General features: G+C 32.7%; 18 protein-coding genes. 13 read left to right on the top strand and 5 right to left on the bottom strand.

Annotated elements, in window-relative coordinates:
- The 10 genes from dnaA to scpA all read left to right on the top strand — a co-directional run bounded on the left by dnaA (window position 1) and on the right by scpA (window position 10167).
- A complete protein-coding gene (gene dnaA, locus V6624_RS00005) occupies window positions 1-1428 on the top strand; it encodes a chromosomal replication initiator protein DnaA (protein ID WP_091492283.1) in 1428 nt (475 codons plus the stop codon).
- Window positions 1429-1436: 8 nt separating this feature from the next.
- Complete coding sequence (locus V6624_RS00010; protein WP_111289218.1) at window positions 1437-1904, top strand: low molecular weight protein-tyrosine-phosphatase; 468 nt, start codon at window positions 1437-1439, stop codon at window positions 1902-1904.
- A gap of 64 nt (window positions 1905-1968) precedes the next feature.
- Window positions 1969-2682 (top strand): SAM-dependent methyltransferase, encoded by a 714-nt coding sequence (locus tag V6624_RS00015; RefSeq protein ID WP_111289220.1) that lies wholly within the window; start codon window positions 1969-1971, stop codon window positions 2680-2682.
- 18 nt (window positions 2683-2700) lie between these two features.
- Window positions 2701-3195 (top strand): energy transducer TonB, encoded by a 495-nt coding sequence (locus tag V6624_RS00020; protein WP_111289222.1) that lies wholly within the window; start codon window positions 2701-2703, stop codon window positions 3193-3195.
- Window positions 3188-4315, top strand: coding sequence for a methionine aminotransferase (locus V6624_RS00025; protein ID WP_111289224.1), 1128 nt, complete (start codon window positions 3188-3190; stop codon window positions 4313-4315). The genes V6624_RS00020 and V6624_RS00025 overlap by 8 nt, the downstream gene beginning before the upstream one ends.
- Window positions 4316-4392: 77 nt before the next feature.
- A complete protein-coding gene (locus V6624_RS00030; RefSeq protein ID WP_162614997.1) occupies window positions 4393-5274 on the top strand; it encodes an SDR family oxidoreductase in 882 nt (293 codons plus the stop codon).
- A gap of 252 nt (window positions 5275-5526) precedes the next feature.
- Complete coding sequence (udk, locus tag V6624_RS00035) at window positions 5527-6135, top strand: uridine kinase (RefSeq protein WP_250837162.1); 609 nt, start codon at window positions 5527-5529, stop codon at window positions 6133-6135.
- 147 nt (window positions 6136-6282) lie between these two features.
- Window positions 6283-6615, top strand: a complete 333-nt coding sequence (locus V6624_RS00040) for an FtsB family cell division protein (protein ID WP_248727971.1) — start codon at window positions 6283-6285, stop codon at window positions 6613-6615.
- A 14-nt stretch (window positions 6616-6629) separates the two neighbouring features.
- Window positions 6630-7994 (top strand): methylmalonyl-CoA mutase subunit beta, encoded by a 1365-nt coding sequence (locus V6624_RS00045; RefSeq protein WP_338840456.1) that lies wholly within the window; start codon window positions 6630-6632, stop codon window positions 7992-7994.
- 46 nt (window positions 7995-8040) lie between these two features.
- On the top strand, window positions 8041-10167 hold the full coding sequence (scpA, locus tag V6624_RS00050) for a methylmalonyl-CoA mutase (protein ID WP_338840458.1): 2127 nt from the start codon (window positions 8041-8043) through the stop codon (window positions 10165-10167).
- Window positions 10168-10308: 141 nt separating this feature from the next.
- On the opposite strand, the gene V6624_RS00055 is transcribed toward scpA, so the two are convergent.
- From V6624_RS00055 to dapF, 4 genes are all read right to left on the bottom strand, one after another.
- Window positions 10309-10947 (bottom strand): peptidoglycan-binding protein LysM, encoded by a 639-nt coding sequence (locus V6624_RS00055; RefSeq protein WP_111289232.1) that lies wholly within the window; start codon window positions 10945-10947, stop codon window positions 10309-10311.
- A gap of 482 nt (window positions 10948-11429) precedes the next feature.
- A complete protein-coding gene (gene mltG, locus V6624_RS00060) occupies window positions 11430-12470 on the bottom strand; it encodes an endolytic transglycosylase MltG (protein ID WP_111289234.1) in 1041 nt (346 codons plus the stop codon).
- A gap of 10 nt (window positions 12471-12480) precedes the next feature.
- Window positions 12481-13014: a GNAT family N-acetyltransferase gene (locus V6624_RS00065; protein ID WP_111289236.1), complete on the bottom strand. Its 534-nt coding sequence runs from the start codon at window positions 13012-13014 to the stop codon at window positions 12481-12483.
- 36 nt (window positions 13015-13050) lie between these two features.
- Window positions 13051-13833: a diaminopimelate epimerase gene (dapF, locus tag V6624_RS00070; protein WP_111289238.1), complete on the bottom strand. Its 783-nt coding sequence runs from the start codon at window positions 13831-13833 to the stop codon at window positions 13051-13053.
- Window positions 13834-13994: 161 nt separating this feature from the next.
- Here dapF and V6624_RS00075 point away from each other — a divergent pair, with 161 nt between their 5' ends.
- Together V6624_RS00075 and V6624_RS00080 are read left to right on the top strand one after the other, a co-directional pair.
- The gene (locus tag V6624_RS00075; RefSeq protein ID WP_111289284.1) at window positions 13995-15395 is read left to right on the top strand and encodes a trypsin-like peptidase domain-containing protein; all 1401 of its coding nucleotides are present in this window, start codon (window positions 13995-13997) and stop codon (window positions 15393-15395) included.
- Window positions 15396-15595: 200 nt separating this feature from the next.
- Window positions 15596-17044, top strand: coding sequence for a glyceraldehyde-3-phosphate dehydrogenase (locus tag V6624_RS00080; RefSeq protein ID WP_111289240.1), 1449 nt, complete (start codon window positions 15596-15598; stop codon window positions 17042-17044).
- Between the two features lie 61 nt (window positions 17045-17105).
- Here the strand turns inward: V6624_RS00080 and V6624_RS00085 are convergent, their stop codons facing one another.
- Window positions 17106-17564 (bottom strand): Lrp/AsnC family transcriptional regulator, encoded by a 459-nt coding sequence (locus tag V6624_RS00085; protein ID WP_053474073.1) that lies wholly within the window; start codon window positions 17562-17564, stop codon window positions 17106-17108.
- Window positions 17565-17764: 200 nt separating this feature from the next.
- On the opposite strand from V6624_RS00085, the gene ald reads away from it, so the two are divergent.
- Window positions 17765-18883, top strand: coding sequence for an alanine dehydrogenase (ald, locus tag V6624_RS00090; RefSeq protein WP_111289242.1), 1119 nt, complete (start codon window positions 17765-17767; stop codon window positions 18881-18883).
- Window positions 18884-18985 lie beyond the last annotated feature (102 nt).

The following is an 18985-nucleotide window of genomic DNA, read 5'->3' on the forward strand; positions in this document are numbered from 1 at the left end:
ATGACTAAAACTGCTCAATCGGTATGGGAAAACTGTTTGTCCTTTATAAAGGATAATATTCAAGACCAAGCATATAAAACTTGGTTTGAACCAATCAAATCAGTTGAGCTAACCGATAACGCATTATACATTCAGGTTCCAAGTAAATTTTTCTACGAGTGGCTCGAAGAGCACTACGTAAAATTGTTGAAAGTTGCGCTTACCAAAGAACTGGGAAAAAACGCAAAGTTACTCTATAAAATTAAAATGGAGAACACTTATGGAAATAAACAGCCGTTTACCGAGCAGCTGCCAAGTTCCAACAGAGTGCCAATGAAACCGCAAGAGGTTGACGCTCCGTTTAAAAACTTAAATCCTGAACTAAAAAATCCATTTGTAATTCCTGGAATTAGAAATTTAAAAATTGAGTCTCAGTTAAATCCGAACTACAGTTTTGATAATTTCCTTGAAGGAGATTCAAACCGTTTGGCTCGTTCTGCAGGTATGGCTGTTGCCAACAAGCCTGGAGGAACTTCATTTAATCCTTTATTGATTTTTGGAGGAGTTGGTTTAGGAAAAACACACTTAGCACATGCTATAGGCGTAGAAGTAAAAGATAAGTATCCGGAAAAGACCGTTTTATATATTTCTGCTGAGATTTTTACACAACAATATATTGACTCTGTAAAAAAGAATAATCGTAATGATTTTATTCACTTTTACCAATTAATTGATGTTTTAATTATTGACGACGTTCAGTTCTTATCTGGAAAATCAGGAACACAGGATGTATTCTTCCATATTTTTAACTATTTACACCAAAACGGAAAACAAGTAATCTTAACTTCAGATAAAGCTCCTGTTGACATGCAGGATATCGAACAAAGATTATTGTCTCGTTTTAAATGGGGATTATCTGCAGAATTACATCAGCCTGATTACGAAACTCGTATTTCGATCTTAAAAAACATTTTATATCGTGATGGTGTTGAGATGCCAGAAGATATTTTAGAATATGTTGCTCGAAACATTAAATCAAATGTTAGAGAATTGGAAGGCGCTATTATTTCCTTAATCGCTCAATCTTCTTTCAACAAAAAAGAAGTTACGATTGAATTAGCGAAAAGCGTTGTAGAGAAATTTGTTAAAAACGTAAAGAGAGAAATCTCAATCGATTATATTCAAAAAATCGTTTCAGATTATTTCCAATTGGATATTGAAACACTTCAATCTAAGACTAGAAAGAGGCACGTTGTACAAGCAAGACAGCTCGCTATGTTCTTTGCAAAAAAATTCACCAAAGCTTCTCTCGCTAATATTGGTTCACAAATTGGAGATCGCGATCACGCAACTGTTCTTCACGCTTGTAAAACAGTCGATAATTTAGTTTCTACAGACAAACAATTTAAAAAGTTTGTTGAAGATATCAATAAAAAACTAACGCTATAACGCGAATCATGCCAGTAAAAGTTTTAATGGTTTGTTTAGGGAACATCTGTAGATCTCCCTTAGCAGAAGGAATTTTAGCTTCTAAATTACCTCAAGATAAATTCTTTGTCGATTCGGCTGGCACAGGTTCTTGGCATATCGGGCATTGCCCAGACAAACGTTCAATTGAAGTAGCTAAAAAAAACGGAATTAACATCAGTGCTCAAAAAGGGAGACAAATTCAAGTTTCTGATTTTGATGAATTTGATTATATCTATGTAATGGATAATTCAAATTTTCGTGATGTTGTTCATTTAGCAAAAACTCCCGAGCATAAAAACAAAGTTCGTTTGATTTTAAACGAATTATTTCCAGATGAAAATGTTGATGTTCCAGATCCATATTACGGTTCAACAAATGGTTTTGACAACGTTTACAAAATGCTGGACGAAGTAACAGATCTTATTGCAGATCAATTACTTAAAAAACACTCCTAATTCGATTCAATTATTTCTAAAAAAGAGATAATTGAATTTTTTAATTTTAAAGAAAAACAAACACATGAAACTTCTCGGAAAATTATATTTAATTCCAACTACAATGGGCGAAAGCGATCCGATGGATGTTTTACCACAAACCGTTAGAAGAACGATAGAAGTTATCGACCATTATATTGTTGAAAACGACAAAACAGCGAGAAAATCTATAAAAGCAGTTTATCCTGAAAAGAAACAATCTGAACTTGTTCTTTTTACTTTAAATAAAAGAACAGAAACTAGCGAACATAATGATTTCATAAAACCTTTATTAGAAGGAAAAAATATGGGATTAATGAGTGAAGCTGGCTGTCCTGGAGTTGCAGATCCAGGTGCCGCAATTGTAAAGTTGGCTCATGAAAAAGGAATTCAAGTTGTACCTTTAGTTGGACCTTCTTCTATCCTATTGGCAATGATGGCTTCTGGAATGAATGGTCAGAGTTTTACTTTTAATGGATATTTACCAATTGATAAAGACGAGAAAAAATCGGCAATTCGTCATTTCGAGAAATTGTCTTATGATAAAAACCAATCGCAACTATTCATTGAAACTCCATACAGAAACAACAAACTGATTGAAGATCTTTTGCAGATTTTAAGTCCTGCAACTCATCTTTGTATTGCGGCAGATATTACTTTGCCAACAGAATTTATCAAAACAATGAAAATTTCGGATTGGAAAAAGTTAAAAGTTGACTTAGATAAACGTCCTGCGATTTTTATTATTCATAAAATGTAAATTAATAAATCTTCATTTATGAAAAGAATCTCAGCTCTGCTATTTCTTTGTTTAACACACTGTATTTCTTCACCAGACAACAAAGCATTAAAAGACAAAAAGACAGAAGAGAATATTATTAAAGATAGCAATTATGTATCTGAGACAAATACACCTACCAAAGTCAATAAAATTAAAACAAAAGAAGATAACAAAATATATAATATTGACTCAATAGATGTAAAACCTGACTTTGAAAAAGGAATTGAAAAACTTCAAAAATTCATTAGATACAATTATAAATATCCCGAAGAAGAACTTCAGGTAAAAGGCATCGTTGATGTAAACTTTATAGTTGAAAAGGACGGCGATTTAAGTGACATAAAAATCACTAAAGATGCAGACTTTGGAACTGGAAACGAAGCAATTCGAGTTCTTAAAAAATGTCCAAAATGGATTCCTGGAATGCATAATAATAGACTTGTAAGAGTTCGTTACTATTTAACGATACCAATAGACGCATATCATGAGTAAACTCCCAAACGTAACCACAAGCATTTTCACAGTAATGTCTAAAATGGCTGCTGAATACAATGCTATAAATCTTTCTCAAGGATTTCCAAATTTTCCAGTTGATGAAAGATTAACAGATATTGTTTCGAGATTAGCGAAAGAAAACGTTCACCAATATACACCAATGGCAGGTTATCCGCCGTTGATGAACAAAATTGCAACGTTAACCCAGAATTCTTATAACAGAACAATAAATTCTGACACAGAACTTTTGGTTACGGCTGGAGCAACTCAGGGAATTTTTACCACAATTTTAGCTTTAGTAAAAGATAATGACGAAGTAATTATTCTCGATCCGAGTTATGATTCTTACGAGTCTCCAGTTTTACTCTGTAAAGCAAAACCTGTTCGAGTGGCACTGAATGACGATTATACTCCAAATTGGGAAAGAATTGAAAAAGCTTGTTCTGCAAAAACCAGAATGATGATTATCAATAATCCACATAATCCAACAGGGAAAATTTTAACTCAAAATGATTTTGTTCAATTAAAAAATCTTCTTGAAAAATATCCAGATATTATCATTTTATCTGACGAAGTTTACGAATACATTACTTTCGAAGAAAAACATATTTCAGCACACACTAAAGATTTTCTTTTAGATCGTTGCGTTATGGTTTCTTCTTTTGGAAAATCATTTCATATAACAGGATGGAAAATTGGTTATACCATTGCGCCAGAACATTTAATGAAAGAAATTAAAAAAGTGCATCAGTTTTTGGTTTTTAGTGTAAACAGCATTTCCCAATTTGCCATAAGCGAATATCTTGATGTTGTCGATGTAAATTTACTTGGGAAATTCTATCAGGAAAAACGAGATTATTTTCAGAAACTGCTTCAAAATAGCCGTTTCGAATTGAAACCTTGTGAAGGAACTTATTTTCAGGTTGCTTCTTATGCAAACATTTCAGACAAAGACGATGTGACTTTTTGTAAAAACCTTATTATCGATCACGGAGTTGCGGCAATACCAATTTCAACTTTTTATTCAGATCATAAAGATCAAAAGTTAATTCGTTTTTGTTTCGCAAAGGATAACTTCACATTAGAATCTGCAGCAAAAAAATTATCTGAAATATAATTTTTTTCAAAATTTTATAACATTATTATGCATGCATCCTATTTTATTTAACTAATATTGCAAAAAAAGAAAAAAGTATGAGCTACACAGATAAAATGTTACGTGATGATGCTTTACAAGGCAAAGTCATTGTCGTTACAGGCGGCGGAAGCGGTTTAGGCAAAGCTATGACCAAATATTTTCTCGAATTAGGAGCTCAAGTAGCCATAACTTCTAGAGATCTAGAAAAGTTAAAAACTACAGCTGCCGAACTGGAAAGCCAAACTGGAGGTAAATGTCTTCCTCTTCAATGTGATGTTCGTCATTACGAAGAAGTAGAAAACATGCTTCAGGAAACTTTAAAAGTTTTCGGAAAAGTAGATGTTCTTTTAAATAATGCTGCAGGAAATTTTATTTCGCCAACCGAAAGATTATCAGCAAATGCATTTGATACTGTGATAGATATCGTGCTTAAAGGTTCTAAAAACTGTACGTTGGCTTTTGGAAAACACTGGATCGATACAAAACAAACTTCTGCTACGATTTTAAATATTGTTACAACTTACGCTTGGACTGGATCTGCCTATGTTGTTCCTAGTGCTACAGCAAAAGCAGGAGTTTTGGCAATGACTAGAAGTCTTGCTGTAGAATGGGCAAAATACGGAATTCGCTCTAACGCAATTGCTCCAGGACCATTTCCAACAAAAGGAGCTTGGGACAGATTATTACCTGGAGATTTAGCCGAAAAATTCGATATGGCTAAAAAAGTGCCATTAAAAAGAGTTGGAGATCACCAAGAATTAGCCAATTTGGCAGCGTATTTAGTTTCTGATTTTTCATCTTATATAAACGGAGATGTAATCACGATTGATGGTGGTGAATGGCTAAAAGGCGCTGGACAGTTCAATTTATTAGAAGCAATTCCAGAAGAACTTTGGGATCAGCTTGAAATGATGATAAAAGCAAAAAAGAATAAATAATTACAAGTGCTTACTAAATTCAGAATATTTTTTTAAAACTATACTGATTGCACGAAATCCCGAAGGTTTACTTTCGGGATTTTTTTTATGTTTTTCACCATATAAGCAATATAATTTCAGTTAAGTAACATTTTGTTTAAACATTTTCTAGCTTAATTTTACTTACGTTACTTATATGTTTAAAATCATAATATTTTAATACAATTCAGTTAAATTATTATTTTTGCCAAACAAATATCAAACAAAAATTTTATGCTCATTATAGGAATTGCAGGAGGAACAGGAAGCGGAAAAACAACAGTAGTACACCAAATCATGAACGAATTGCCACATACAGAAGTTGGAGTAATTTCTCAGGATTCATACTACAAACAAACCGATAATTTATCGTTTGACGAAAGAGCATTAATCAATTTTGATCACCCAAGAGCAATTGATTTCGAATTATTGGTAAAACATTTAAAAGCACTAAAAGCAGGTGAAACAATTGACCAACCTGTTTATTCTTTTATTCAGCATAACAGAACAGACGACACTGTTTCGACACATCCTAGAAAAGTAATGATTGTGGAAGGAATTTTAATCTTGACCAATCCAGAATTGAGAGATATGTTTGATATTAAAGTTTTTGTTCATGCAGATTCTGACGAAAGATTAATTCGTCGTTTAAAAAGAGATATTTCAGAAAGAGGACGTGATATTGATGAAGTTTTAAACCGTTACCAAACGACTTTAAAACCTATGCATGAGCAATTTATAGAGCCTTCTAAAGCTTTTGCAGACATTATCATCCCGAATGACAAATACAATACGGTAGCAATTGATGTAGTTCGCGCTGTAATTAATCAGAGAATTTCATAATTTTTATCGTAAATTTAAACCATAATAATTAGGAGCTGATTCCCGCTATCCATTGCAATCTTTTGTGCCGAACCCCGGCACAAAAGGATTTTCACTACTATCGGGGCTAGAGACAACATTCAAATTCAAAAGAAATATTCGTTTAAGATGAAATTTAAAAATCCATACAAAGACAAAAAATGGTTCAAATACCTAGGAAACAAATACGTTTGGGTTTTGCTGTTTTTTATAGTTTGGATGTTATTTCTAGACAATTACTCCTATTTTGATCATCGCTTTTTAGATGAGCAAATTCATGAACTTGAGGATAATAAAAAGTATTATCAGGACGAGATCAAAAAAGATCAAGAGCAGATCAAACAGCTCAAAAATCCTGAACAAATTGAAAAATACGCTCGCGAAAAGTATTTCATGAAAAAAGACAGCGAAGATATTTATATCATACAATTTGAAGGAGACACCATTCAAGAAAAAGAATAATCAAACAAAACACAATGGCCACTAACCTATTCGACGATTTTAATCCGATTTCATCCAAACAATGGAAACAAAAAATTCAGTTTGAATTAGATGGAGCCGATTACAATCAGACTGTTATTTGGAATTCTCCGGAGAATATTCAGGTAAAACCTTTTTATCATAGCGATGAATTTACAAAAGCAGCAAATGTAAATACTCAAGCCTCAGATTTTAAAATCTGCCAAAATATCTTTGTTTTCGATGTAGAAAAATCTATCGAACGTGCTTTGAATACTTTAGAAAGAGGTGCAGAAAGTCTTCGTTTTACAATTGAAAATGATAAAGTTGACGTTCAAAAACTATTGGAAAATCTTCCTTTAGAAAACAAAAACGTTTACTTTAATTTCAATTTTATCTCAATCGATTTCGTTAAAAAATTAGACACGATTTCGATTCAGAAAAAAGCCATTTTCTATTGTAATTTTGATCCAATTGGTCAATTGGCAAAAGATGGAAATTGGTTTGCAACTTCAGAGAAAAATAACTTTGAAACTTTAGATATACTTTTTAAAAACACAACAAATTTAAATCTGCTAAGTGTAGATCTGGGGTTATATCAAAATTCTGGAGCAAATATTACACAGCAGATTGCTTATAGTTTAGCACATGCAAACGAATATTTGAATCGTTTTTCTATCGAAAGAAAATCAATTGTTTTTCAGATTTCAGTTGGGACCAATTATTTCTTCGAAATTGCTAAACTTAGAGCGCTCCGAATGCTTTTTGATTTAATAGCTAAAGAATATAATTCAGAAATAAAATGCCATTTTTTGGTAACTCCTACAAAACGAAACAAAACTATTTACGATTACAACGTGAATATACTTCGTACAACAACCGAATGCATGTCGGCAATTTTAGGAGGTGCAGATGCGATTGCTAATTTACCTTACGACGCTTTATATCACAAAGACAATGAATTTGGCGATCGTATTGCGAGAAATCAGCTTTTGATTTTAAAACATGAAAGCTATTTTGACAAAGTAAATAATCCAGCCGACGGAAGTTATTATATCGAAAGTTTGACCATGCAATTGGCTGAAAAAAGCTTGACTTTGTTTAAAGACATCGAAGCCAATGGAGGTTTCTTGAAACTTTTAAACGACGGAACAATCAAAAAGAAAATTCAAGAAAGTGCGAACAAAGAGCAGGAATTATTCGATTCTAAAAAAGAAATTCTTTTAGGAACTAATAAATATCCCAACAAAGAAGACCGAATGAAACATGATTTAGAACTGTTTCCTTTTGTAAAAATCAAACCAAGAAAAACATTAATTACGCCAATTATTGAAAAAAGATTGGCTGAGAAAATGGAGCAAGAAAGATTGGAGCTTGAATAATAATCTCAACCGTAATTAATTACAAATTCAAAAAACAAGTGTCTCAATGATTAGAAAAGACCTTAAACATATAAAGCTAGAAGTTAAAAGTCAGGAACCAAAAGTTAATTCTAGTTCTGACAACTTTACGACTGCTGAAGGAATCGAAATCAAAAAAAACTATTCGGAGAAAGATATCGAAGATTTAGAATTTCTTGATTTTGGAGCTGGTTTTGCACCCAATTTACGTGGCCCGTATGCAACGATGTATGTACGCCGTCCGTGGACTATTCGTCAATATGCAGGATTTTCGACAGCGGAAGAAAGTAATGCCTTTTACAGAAAAAATTTAGCTGCAGGACAAAAGGGACTTTCCATTGCTTTTGACTTACCAACGCATCGCGGTTACGATTCAGATCACGAAAGAGTCGTTGGTGATGTTGGAAAAGCAGGTGTTGCAATTGATTCTGTTGAAGACATGAAAGTGCTTTTCGATCAGATTCCGTTGGACGAAATGTCGGTTTCTATGACCATGAATGGAGCAGTATTACCCATTATGGCTTTTTACATTGTTGCTGCAGAAGAACAAGGCGTTAGTCCAGAAAAACTGGCAGGAACAATTCAAAACGATATTTTGAAAGAGTTTATGGTTAGAAATACTTATATCTATCCTCCCACTCCTTCGATGAAAATTATCGCCGATATTTTTGAATTTACGAGCAAGAAAATGCCAAAATTCAATTCGATATCCATATCTGGCTACCACATGCAAGAAGCTGGTGCGACAGCTGATATTGAATTAGCTTACACTTTAGCCGATGGTTTAGAATATATCAGAACCGGATTATCAACAGGAATGACGATTGACGATTTTGCTCCAAGATTATCTTTCTTTTGGGCAATCGGTATGAATCATTTTATGGAAATTGCCAAAATGAGAGCTGGACGAATGATTTGGGCGAAATTATTACAGCAATTCAATCCGAAAAGTGATAAATCTTTGGCTTTAAGAACACATTGCCAAACAAGCGGATGGAGTTTAACCGAGCAAGATCCGTTTAACAATGTGGCGAGAACTTGTATAGAAGCTGCTGCAGCGGTTTTTGGTGGAACTCAATCTTTACACACCAATGCTTTAGATGAAGCAATTGCACTTCCAACAGATTTCTCGGCTAGAATTGCTCGAAATACTCAAATATTTCTTCAAGAAGAAACCAAAATTACCAAAACCGTAGATCCATGGGCTGGAAGTTATTATGTTGAAAGTCTGACAAACGATATTGTTGAAAAAACTTGGAAACTAATTGAAGAAGTAGAAGAACTTGGCGGAATGACCAAAGCAATTGAAGCAGGAATTCCGAAACTTCGAATTGAAGAAGCCGCAGCAAGAAAACAAGCAAGAATTGACAGCGGACAAGATATTATTGTTGGCGTTAATCAATTTCGTTTAGAAAAAGAAGATCCATTAGATATCCTAGATGTAGACAATCAATTGGTTCGTAAACAGCAGATTGAACGTCTAGAAGAAATAAAACGAACAAGAGATTCTGAAAAAGTAAATAAGTCACTAGAAAAATTAATCCTTTGTGCACAAACCGGACAAGGCAACTTACTAGAAATTGCAATTGAAGCTGCAAGAAACAGAGCAACATTGGGCGAAATCAGTAATGCCTTGGAAACAGTCTTTGGTCGTTTTAAAGCACAAATCAAATCTTTTAGCGGAGTGTACAGTGCAGCAATAAAAAATGACGAAAATTTTGAACGAGCAAAACAACTAGCAGATGTTTTTGCTAAACAAGAAGGAAGACGTCCTAGAATTATGATTGCAAAAATGGGACAAGACGGTCATGATCGAGGTGCAAAAGTAGTTGCAACAGGTTATGCCGATGTAGGTTTTGATGTTGATATAGGTCCGTTATTTCAAACTCCTTCAGAAGCAGCAAAACAAGCTGTAGAAAATGACGTTCATATTTTGGGAGTTTCATCTCTTGCTGCTGGTCATAAAACATTAGTTCCGCAAGTTATTGAAGAACTAAAAAAACATGGACGCGAAGATATAATGGTAATTGTAGGCGGTGTTATTCCGTCTCAGGACTATCAATTCTTGTTCGATGCTGGAGCATCGGCAGTTTTTGGACCTGGAACTAAAATAAGTGAAGCTGCTATAAAAATTTTAGAAGCCTTAATAGATTAAAGTTAGCAGTCGCAGTCGCAGTTTTCAGTTATTAGAGATACGGAAAATAAATAAAGTTCTTGAGATAGCGTTTTAGCTCATAAAGAACATACTCAATAGAAAAAGAGGTTGTTTCACAATTGTGAAACAACCTCTTTTAATTTAGTCGTTTACTGTTGCGTTACTATCTGCTTCTATAAAAGAAAGATCGTAACCTGCAAAATCTCTCATGTAGCTTTTCAAAGAAGTCCCGAAAGCATCTCTAAAATGTCTGCTTCCTTTGTTTTTGAAAAAATTCTTTACAGAACCTGCGCCACCTAAATGCGCTGCAGCTAAAATTCCAGATTCGGTAATTTCAATACCACTGATGATTTTACCTTGATACTTTTCGATTTCGTAACGTAAAATCCATTTGTTTTTGGCTAACAAAGCTATAAAAGCTTTTTCTTGTAGAGCGGGATCTTTTAAAAAGGCTTTATTATCATTAATTCCGATTGCTCTTAAAGCTTTAGAACCAAATTGATATTTACCCATATAACCAAGGGAATTTACTAATCTGTATTGCCCTTGCGATTCTTTAAAAGCTACTGCTTCTTTAAATCCTATAAGATGATTTCCTGTGAATGGGACGTTGGTGTTCGGATAATCATTCTTTTCTTTTGATGGAAAAATGTATTCTGATCCATCTGTTTTTTCAATTAAAAACCAAGGTTTGGTTTCGTGATTTGAGGGAATAAATCCCAAACTTAAAAATGTAATAATAACGACTAAACTCGCATAAAAATACCATTTCTTTATCATAAATTGTTTTTCTTCAAGACACTGTCACTCTCTTGAAATTTCTACGGTGCAAAGATAAGACAATTTCGAAATATGCTTAAAACCAGCATTTTAACATTTTTAAAGAAATATTAGGATTCGCTTTCATCCCAGATATAGTAATGGATTCCGAAAGATTTTGGTAATGATTTTTTAACCTTAAAAACCGAAAATTGAGGTCTAAAAAAAATCAATTTTATATAAATTTTAAGCAAATTCATTAAAAATGAAAGAAATGGATTACATTTAATTTGTCTTTTTTGTGTCAATTTTAAAAATGAGTTTTCGAATTTTATAAAATTTACTGTCGAAAATTGTTTAAATTTTCATTAGTCCCAACTTAAAAATTGATCAAAATATTAATTTAATAATTTTCAAAGCAAAATTAATTTTGAATAAAATTAGAAATAAAAAAACCGAAGCAAAATTTACTTCGGTTTATAATATTTTTTTTAGAAACTAAATTATCTTGTCACACCTTGACTTGCAATCCAGTCTGAATATTTTTTTGCATTTACATTATGCTCCGCCAATGTTGCAGCAAATTCGTGATATCCGAAACGATCAACACTTGCACAGAAATAGATATAATCATTCTTTTCTGGGTTTAAAACAGCTTCTAAAGCCGTAATATCAGGCATTGCAATTGGTCCAGGAGGAAGTCCTTTATTTACGTAAGTATTATATGGAGATCTCATTACCAAATCATTATAAAAAACTCTTTTAATAACTTGATCAAAATCGTTATCTCTCAATTTTAAAGCATAAATAACTGTTGGATCTGCTTGTAAAGGCATTTCTAAACGTAAACGATTTAAATAAACACCCGCAATACGAGGTCTTTCATCTTTTTTAACTGATTCTTTATGAACAATTGACGCTAAAATTGTAGCTTGAACAGGAGTTAAACCTTGTGCTTTTGCTTTTTCAATTCTTTCAGCTGTCCAGAAATTGTGATATTCTTTAATCATTTTATCACGGAACTTCTCAGCCGATGTATTCCAGTAAATTTCGTAAGTATTTGGAATAAACATCGCAAAAACGTTTTCTTCATTAAATCCGTTTGCTGCTAAGAAAGTCGAATCTTTAATGGCTTTCAATAAAGATAAACTGTCAGCTTCAATTTCTTTACCAATTCTTCCTGCAAAATTTTCTAAACGCTCTTGATTGTTAAAAACTAACTTAACTGGAATATTAGAACGCATCGCTCGAACTAAATCAATATTATTCATGTCTTTCTTTAAAAGAAAACGACCCGATTTTACATTTTGCGGATAATCTCTTTTTTCTGCAACCATTTCAAAGTTGTCAAAGTTCTTTATATAAGGTGCCAAAATTTTCTTTACATCGGCATAACTGGCGTCTGTAGGCACGTAAACATATACTTCTTTCTCTTCAAATTTAGTATTAGAACTAAAAATTTTATTTACTAGAATAAAACCATATATCAATAAAACTGAAATTATGGCTACGGCACTTATTGTGATTATTTTTTTTAGACTCAAAGCTTAAATTTTAAATTTGTTTATTAATTAACTGAAAAATTGCTTCATCTTGATAGTGGTTATGATACAAAATCCAGTCTTTTTTTATTCCGATTTTCTTAAAACCAAATTTAGTAAAAAGTGCGACACTGGCTACATTTTGTACGCCAATATTTGCATACAATTGATGGAGATTTAAATTGTAAAAAGAATATTTTATTAAAAGCTCTAAAGCCTCAGAACCAATGTTTTTCCCTTGATTTTCTTCTTTCTGAATTACAATACCAATCCCTGCTCTATTATTTCTAGGATCAAAATCGAACAAATCAATCAATCCAATAGCAGGAAAATCATCATCTTGACAGATTGCCAAACGAAGCTGTTTTGCTTCATAAATATCTTGATGAGCATTTTCTAAATATTGTTTAATCAAAAAACGGCTATAAGGAGTTTGCGTATTGCTAACTTCCCAGATATTCTCATCATTCTCGATAGAATAAATGAACTCTAAATCTTGAGGTTCAAGCGCACGCAAATAAATAGAATCGCCTTTTAATGTTATCATTTTACAATTTTAGATTTTTGATTGTAGATTTTAGATTTAAATCTCAATTGTGCCTTTGAATACAAATTTTGCAGGTCCTGTCAAGAAAACATTTGTATAACCATCATTATCTTTATCAAAAGAAACGACCAGTTTTCCTCCTTCAACATTTAAATTAATTGAAGTTTTATCTGTTTCTCCAATAGCATTCATAGCAATTGCAACGGCTGTAGCTCCAGTTCCGCAAGCAAGAGTTTCGTCTTCAACACCTCTTTCGTAGGTTCTCAAAGAAAAAGTATCATTATCTACTTTTTTAACAAAATTGATATTGCTTCCTTTTTCTCCATATAATTCTCCGTAACGAATTGCAGCTCCGTTTTCTTTTACATTATAATGTTCCAAATCGTCTACAATTTGAACATGGTGAGGCGAACCTGTATTTAGGAAAGTATAAGAATCTTTTTTCTGAATTTCATTCACATCAATCATTTGTAAAGAAACAATTGAATCAGCATTAACAGAAGCGTGATGTAATCCGTCAGTAGCTATAAAAGTCGTTTTATCATCAATTACTCCCAATTGATTAGCGAAAGCAACAAGACAACGACCGCCATTTCCGCACATTGAACTTTGGTTTCCGTCAGAGTTGTAATAAACCATTCTAAAATCGGTTTCGGTATCATTCTCTAAAAGAATCAATCCATCAGCTCCAATTCCGAAACGTCTGTCACACAGACGTTCAATAAGTTTAACATCGTCTTTTGGAAAGAAATTGGAACGGTTATCAATCATTACAAAATCATTTCCTGTGCCTTGATATTTATAAAATTCTATTTGCATTTTTTAGTTGTTAGAAATACAAAAGTACAAACTATTAATTAATGAAATGTTAATCATTGTTAAAGAGAGTTAAACCACTTTTACAAATAATTTTTTGAAGTAATTTTACGTTAAATAAAAACATGAACTTAAATTCTAATAACTTAATTACAAATTTTAATATGAAAAAATTTTCAGCCTTATTTCTAGTGTCATTATTAAGTGGTGCTATTACTCTTGGTGCTTACAAGTTATTATTTGAAAGCAACAATTCTTTTTTTGGAAAAGGAAATTCTGTTGTAACTCTTGCCCCTAACTCTTATGGAAAAAATGTTGGTTTAGGTGCTGAAACATTAGATTTTACCGAAGCCGCAGACAAAACAATTCATACCGTTGTTCACGTAAAAAATGTTTCGAGAAGAACTGTAAGCAACCCAATGCTAGAATTTTTCTACGGATATGGCGGACAACAACAGCAAGAACAAGTAGGAACTGGTTCTGGTGTAATTATTTCTGAAGACGGATACATTGTGACTAACAATCACGTAATTAAAGATGCTACGGAAATTGAAATTACTTTAAACAATAAAAAATCATACAAAGCGAAGTTAATTGGTACAGATTCAAAAATGGATATTGCCCTATTGAAAATTAGTGCCGATGAAAAACTTCCTTACACTGCTTTTGCAAACTCTGACAATGTAAAAGTTGGAGAATGGGTATTAGCTGTTGGAAATCCATATAATTTAACTTCAACTGTAACTGCAGGAATTGTTTCGGCGAAAGCCAGAAATTTAGACCAAAGCGGAATACAATCTTTCATTCAAACTGATGCTGCAGTAAATCCAGGCAATAGCGGTGGAGCGTTAGTAAATGCGAGAGGCGAATTAATTGGAATTAATACTATGATTTCTTCAATGACTGGCTCTTACGTTGGATATTCTTTTGCTGTTCCTTCTAATATTGCCCGCAAAATTATTGAGGATATTATGGAATACGGAAATGTTCAAAGAGGTATTCTTGGAGTTGAAGGAGGCGAATTGAATGCAACTGCTTCTAAAGAATTAGGAGTAACAGAAACACAAGGATTCTATATTAATAGAGTTTCTAAAAATTCTGGTGCAGAAAAAGCTGGTTTAACAAAAGGAGATATTATCGTAAAACTTGATGAGCAAAATATTTCAACTTATGCTGATTTATCTGGCTATATCAATACGAAACGTCCAAACGATATTGTGAAAGTGACTTATATTAAAGATGGAAAAACCAAAACTGTTCCTGTAACTTTAAGTAAAAATGAGTTTTACAGCGCTGAAATTAAAGGAATCGAATTAGAAAACATTGACGCTGCTGATAAGAAAAAATTCAGAATTGATTATGGTGTTAAAATCAAAAACATCACAAACGAGAATTTAATGCAATATCAAAACGAATTACTAGGAAACATCATTTTGAGCATTGATAATGTAAAAGCAACAAATGTTGAAACTGTTTCAAAACTGTTGAGCAAAAAAGACGAAGGACAAAGCGTTCGAATTGAAATGATCAACAGAAACGGAGAGATTTTCAGAATTATAATTTAAGTCGCAGTATTCAGTCTCAGTTTGCAGTATTAAAAAACTGAAAACTGAGACTGCGACTGAAAACTAAAAAAAGCTATCTTAAGAAATTTAAGGTGGCTTTTTTATTTTTAAAAATAAATGCTAAAATAGTTTACGAAATCGATTGAAATAGATACTTTTGCGCAAAATTTTAAAATAGTGAGCATTTTATTTTTTCAATTATGAATAACAAATCATTATACCAAAAAGAGGTATCATTACAAGTCGACCGAAGAAAAGCCGGTGTCGAATTAATTAAAATCATAAGCGATTTATGGTATGACAAATCGATAGAAATGGTTTTATTTAAAAATCAGCTATTAGATAAAAACGTCAGCGATATTATCAATCTTCACCAATATGCGGGTGAATTTGTTGGAAAACCAATTACGATATTCGATTCTGTCGAAATCGCCAGAGTTGTTTTATCACTGGATCTTCCTCCAGCAAAAATTGATCTTGGGAAACTAACTTTTGAATATCGTTTAGAAGACGAAAAATATCCTGACGCAAGGTATTTTGTTATTGAGAAATTGAAAAAAGCGAAATCATCTGTAGAAATTCAGCCTAAAGATGTTGTGCTTTACGGTTTCGGTAGAATCGGACGCATATTAGCACGAGAGCTAATGTCTAAAACTGGAAAGGGAAATCAACTGCGTTTGAGAGCAATTGTAACCCGTGATAAACATGATGTAACAAGTTTAGAGAAACGAGCTTCTCTATTGCGTTATGATTCTATTCATGGAGATTTTCATGGATCTGTTGTTGTCGATTCAAAAAATAACGCATTGATTATTAATGGGACAACCGTTCACATAATTACTGCCAATTCACCAGAAGAAATTGATTATACAGAATATGAAATACACGATGCATTAGTTATTGATAACACTGGCGCATTTATTACAGAAGAAGCTTTGAAACGACATTTAAAATCAAATGGTGTTAGCAAAGTACTATTAACAGCTCCAGGAAAAGGTGTTCCAAATATTGTTCACGGTGTAAATCATAATGATTTTGATCCAGATCAAATTGATATTTTTTCTGCGGCCTCTTGTACAACCAATGCTATAACTCCAGTTTTAAAAGTTATAGAAGAGACATTTGGTATTGTAAAAGGACATTTAGAAACTATTCATGCCTATACAAACGATCAGAATCTCGTGGATAATATGCATAAAAAATATCGCCGTGGCAGAGCCGCTGCTTTAAATATGGTAATTACAGAAACTGGCGCAGGAAATGCAGTTTCAAAAGCATTGCCATCATTAGAAGGAAAATTAACTTCTAATGCGATTAGAGTTCCTGTCCCAAATGGATCACTAGTAGTTTTGAGTTTAGAAGTAAAAAAAGCAACATCAATTGCAGGAATTAATAAGGTAATGAAGAAGTATGCTCTTGAAGGAGAGCTGGTAGAGCAAATAAAATATTCATTAAACAACGAACTAGTTTCTTCTGATATTGTTGGAACTTCAGCACCATCAATTTATGATAGCAATGCTACAATTGTTTCAAAAGATGGAAAAAATATCGTGCTGTACATTTGGTATGATAATGAATTCGGATATAGTCATCAAGTAATTCGCTTAGCAAAATATATTGCCAAAGTGAGACGTTATACTTATTATTAATTCAACCAAACTAACTTTCTTTTTAAAACCATCAAGTTCATCTTGGTGGTTTTTTCATTTATTAAATAGGTAAAACCGTCGTACTTTTTACTTCTGAAATTACAAAAACTGTATTGATTAGTGAAACTTCGGGCAAAACGGATAATTTTTTTTGATGGAAATGATGATAGCTTTCCATGTCTGGAATTATAATCTTAAGCATATAATCAAAATTTCCTGAAACATAATTACACTCTACAACTTCAGGCAAATTTAAAATCGACTGATTAAATCCTTCAGAAGTATCATAAGTCTGTTTTGTTAAGGTTACCTGACAATAAACCGTAAGATTATTTCCGAGTTTTTTCTTGTCTAAAATAGTAACATACTTTTCTATAATACCATCTTTTTCAAGACGTTTCACTCGATCATGAACGGGAGTTAAAGACAAATTTATTTTGTTTGCAATGTCTTTTAAAGTGTAATGCGCATCTTCTTGTAAAAGACGTAGGATTTTTTTGTCAATTTCATCTAAAGCCATAACGAAAACGTTTTATTAAAATCTATAGAATTCAGTCTTTTTTTCTTTTTGAAGAATAAAATTCATTTCAAAACAGAATATTTTTCTGTAAAATTAAAAAATAAAATAATATTTTCTTATTTATTAACCCTCAAACCATAATTTATTCTCTATCTGTAGATTTGTAAAACAATTTCAATAAAAACAAAAAAATATAACAAATGATAATAGGTGTTCCAAAAGAAATAAAAAATAATGAGAACAGAGTTGCTTTAACTCCTGCAGGTGTTTCAGAAATGAAAAAACACGGACATACAGTTTATGTTCAATCTACTGCTGGTTTAGGAAGCGGTTTTGCTGATGAAGAATATGCACAAGCTGGTGCGATTATTTTACCAACTATTGAAGAAGTTTACGCTATCGCTGAGATGATCATCAAAGTAAAAGAACCAATTGCTTCTGAATATCCATTGATCAAAAAAGATCAATTATTATTTACTTATTTCCACTTTGCTTCTTCTGAAGAATTAACGCATGCAATGTTAGAAAAAGGAGCTGTTTGTTTAGCTTACGAAACTGTAGAAAAAACAGACAGAAGTTTACCATTATTAGTTCCAATGTCTGAAGTTGCAGGTCGTATGGCAATCCAACAAGGAGCAAAATACCTTGAAAAACCATTAAAAGGAAGAGGAATTCTTTTAGGAGGTGTTCCTGGTGTTCCACCAGCAAAAGTATTGGTTTTAGGTGGAGGAATTGTAGGAACTCAAGCTGCAAAAATGGCTGCAGGTTTAGGAGCTCAGGTTACTATTATGGACTTAAGCTTACCACGTTTACGTCAATTAGACGACATTATGCCAGCTAACGTAAATACAGAAATGTCTAATCATTACAACATCACAAGAGCAATTAAAGATGCTGACTTAATTGTTGGAGCGGTTTTAATTCCAGGAGCAAAAGCGCCTCACTTAATTACTCGTGATATGCTTAAATTAATGCGTCCAGGAACTGTTGTTGTTGACGTAGCTGTAGACCAAGGTGGATGTATCGAAACTTGTACTCCTACAACTCACGAAAACCCAACTTTCATTATTGACGATATTGTTCACTATTGTGTAGCTAATATGCCAGGTGCTGTTCCTTACACTTCTACTTTAGCTTTAACAAATGCAACTTTACCATACGCTGTACAATTAGCAAATAAAGGATGGGAAAAAGCTTGTACAGAAAATGAAGAATTAAATAAAGGATTAAACGTAGCAAATGGAAAAATCCTTTATAAAGGAGTTGCTGAAGCTTGGAATCTTCCTTTTAACGAAGAAATAGTATTAGCAAACGCATAGTGCTAATACTTAATAAGTGCTTACTAAGTCACTACTATAAAGGCTTTTCTTAATTGAAAAGCCTTTTTTATTGCATAAAAAAACCTGCCTTTTAGAGACAGG

Source organism: Flavobacterium ginsenosidimutans (assembly GCF_037478105.1).
GTDB classification, from domain to species: domain Bacteria; phylum Bacteroidota; class Bacteroidia; order Flavobacteriales; family Flavobacteriaceae; genus Flavobacterium; species Flavobacterium ginsenosidimutans.

Coding starts and splice junctions, on each gene's coding strand:
- V6624_RS00040 (WP_248727971.1), top strand. CDS start 6,283: ATGAAATTTAAAAATCCATACAAAGACAAAAAATGGTTCAAATACCTA.
- V6624_RS00030 (WP_162614997.1), top strand. CDS start 4,393: ATGAGCTACACAGATAAAATGTTACGTGATGATGCTTTACAAGGCAAA.
- dapF (WP_111289238.1), bottom strand. CDS start 13,833: ATGCAAATAGAATTTTATAAATATCAAGGCACAGGAAATGATTTTGTA.
- V6624_RS00075 (WP_111289284.1), top strand. CDS start 13,995: ATGAAAAAATTTTCAGCCTTATTTCTAGTGTCATTATTAAGTGGTGCT.
- V6624_RS00085 (WP_053474073.1), bottom strand. CDS start 17,564: ATGGCTTTAGATGAAATTGACAAAAAAATCCTACGTCTTTTACAAGAA.
- V6624_RS00045 (WP_338840456.1), top strand. CDS start 6,630: ATGGCCACTAACCTATTCGACGATTTTAATCCGATTTCATCCAAACAA.
- V6624_RS00065 (WP_111289236.1), bottom strand. CDS start 13,014: ATGATAACATTAAAAGGCGATTCTATTTATTTGCGTGCGCTTGAACCT.
- V6624_RS00015 (WP_111289220.1), top strand. CDS start 1,969: ATGAAACTTCTCGGAAAATTATATTTAATTCCAACTACAATGGGCGAA.
- dnaA (WP_091492283.1), top strand. CDS start 1: ATGACTAAAACTGCTCAATCGGTATGGGAAAACTGTTTGTCCTTTATA.
- V6624_RS00020 (WP_111289222.1), top strand. CDS start 2,701: ATGAAAAGAATCTCAGCTCTGCTATTTCTTTGTTTAACACACTGTATT.
- V6624_RS00055 (WP_111289232.1), bottom strand. CDS start 10,947: ATGATAAAGAAATGGTATTTTTATGCGAGTTTAGTCGTTATTATTACA.
- ald (WP_111289242.1), top strand. CDS start 17,765: ATGATAATAGGTGTTCCAAAAGAAATAAAAAATAATGAGAACAGAGTT.
- V6624_RS00025 (WP_111289224.1), top strand. CDS start 3,188: ATGAGTAAACTCCCAAACGTAACCACAAGCATTTTCACAGTAATGTCT.
- udk (WP_250837162.1), top strand. CDS start 5,527: ATGCTCATTATAGGAATTGCAGGAGGAACAGGAAGCGGAAAAACAACA.
- V6624_RS00010 (WP_111289218.1), top strand. CDS start 1,437: ATGCCAGTAAAAGTTTTAATGGTTTGTTTAGGGAACATCTGTAGATCT.
- scpA (WP_338840458.1), top strand. CDS start 8,041: ATGATTAGAAAAGACCTTAAACATATAAAGCTAGAAGTTAAAAGTCAG.
- V6624_RS00080 (WP_111289240.1), top strand. CDS start 15,596: ATGAATAACAAATCATTATACCAAAAAGAGGTATCATTACAAGTCGAC.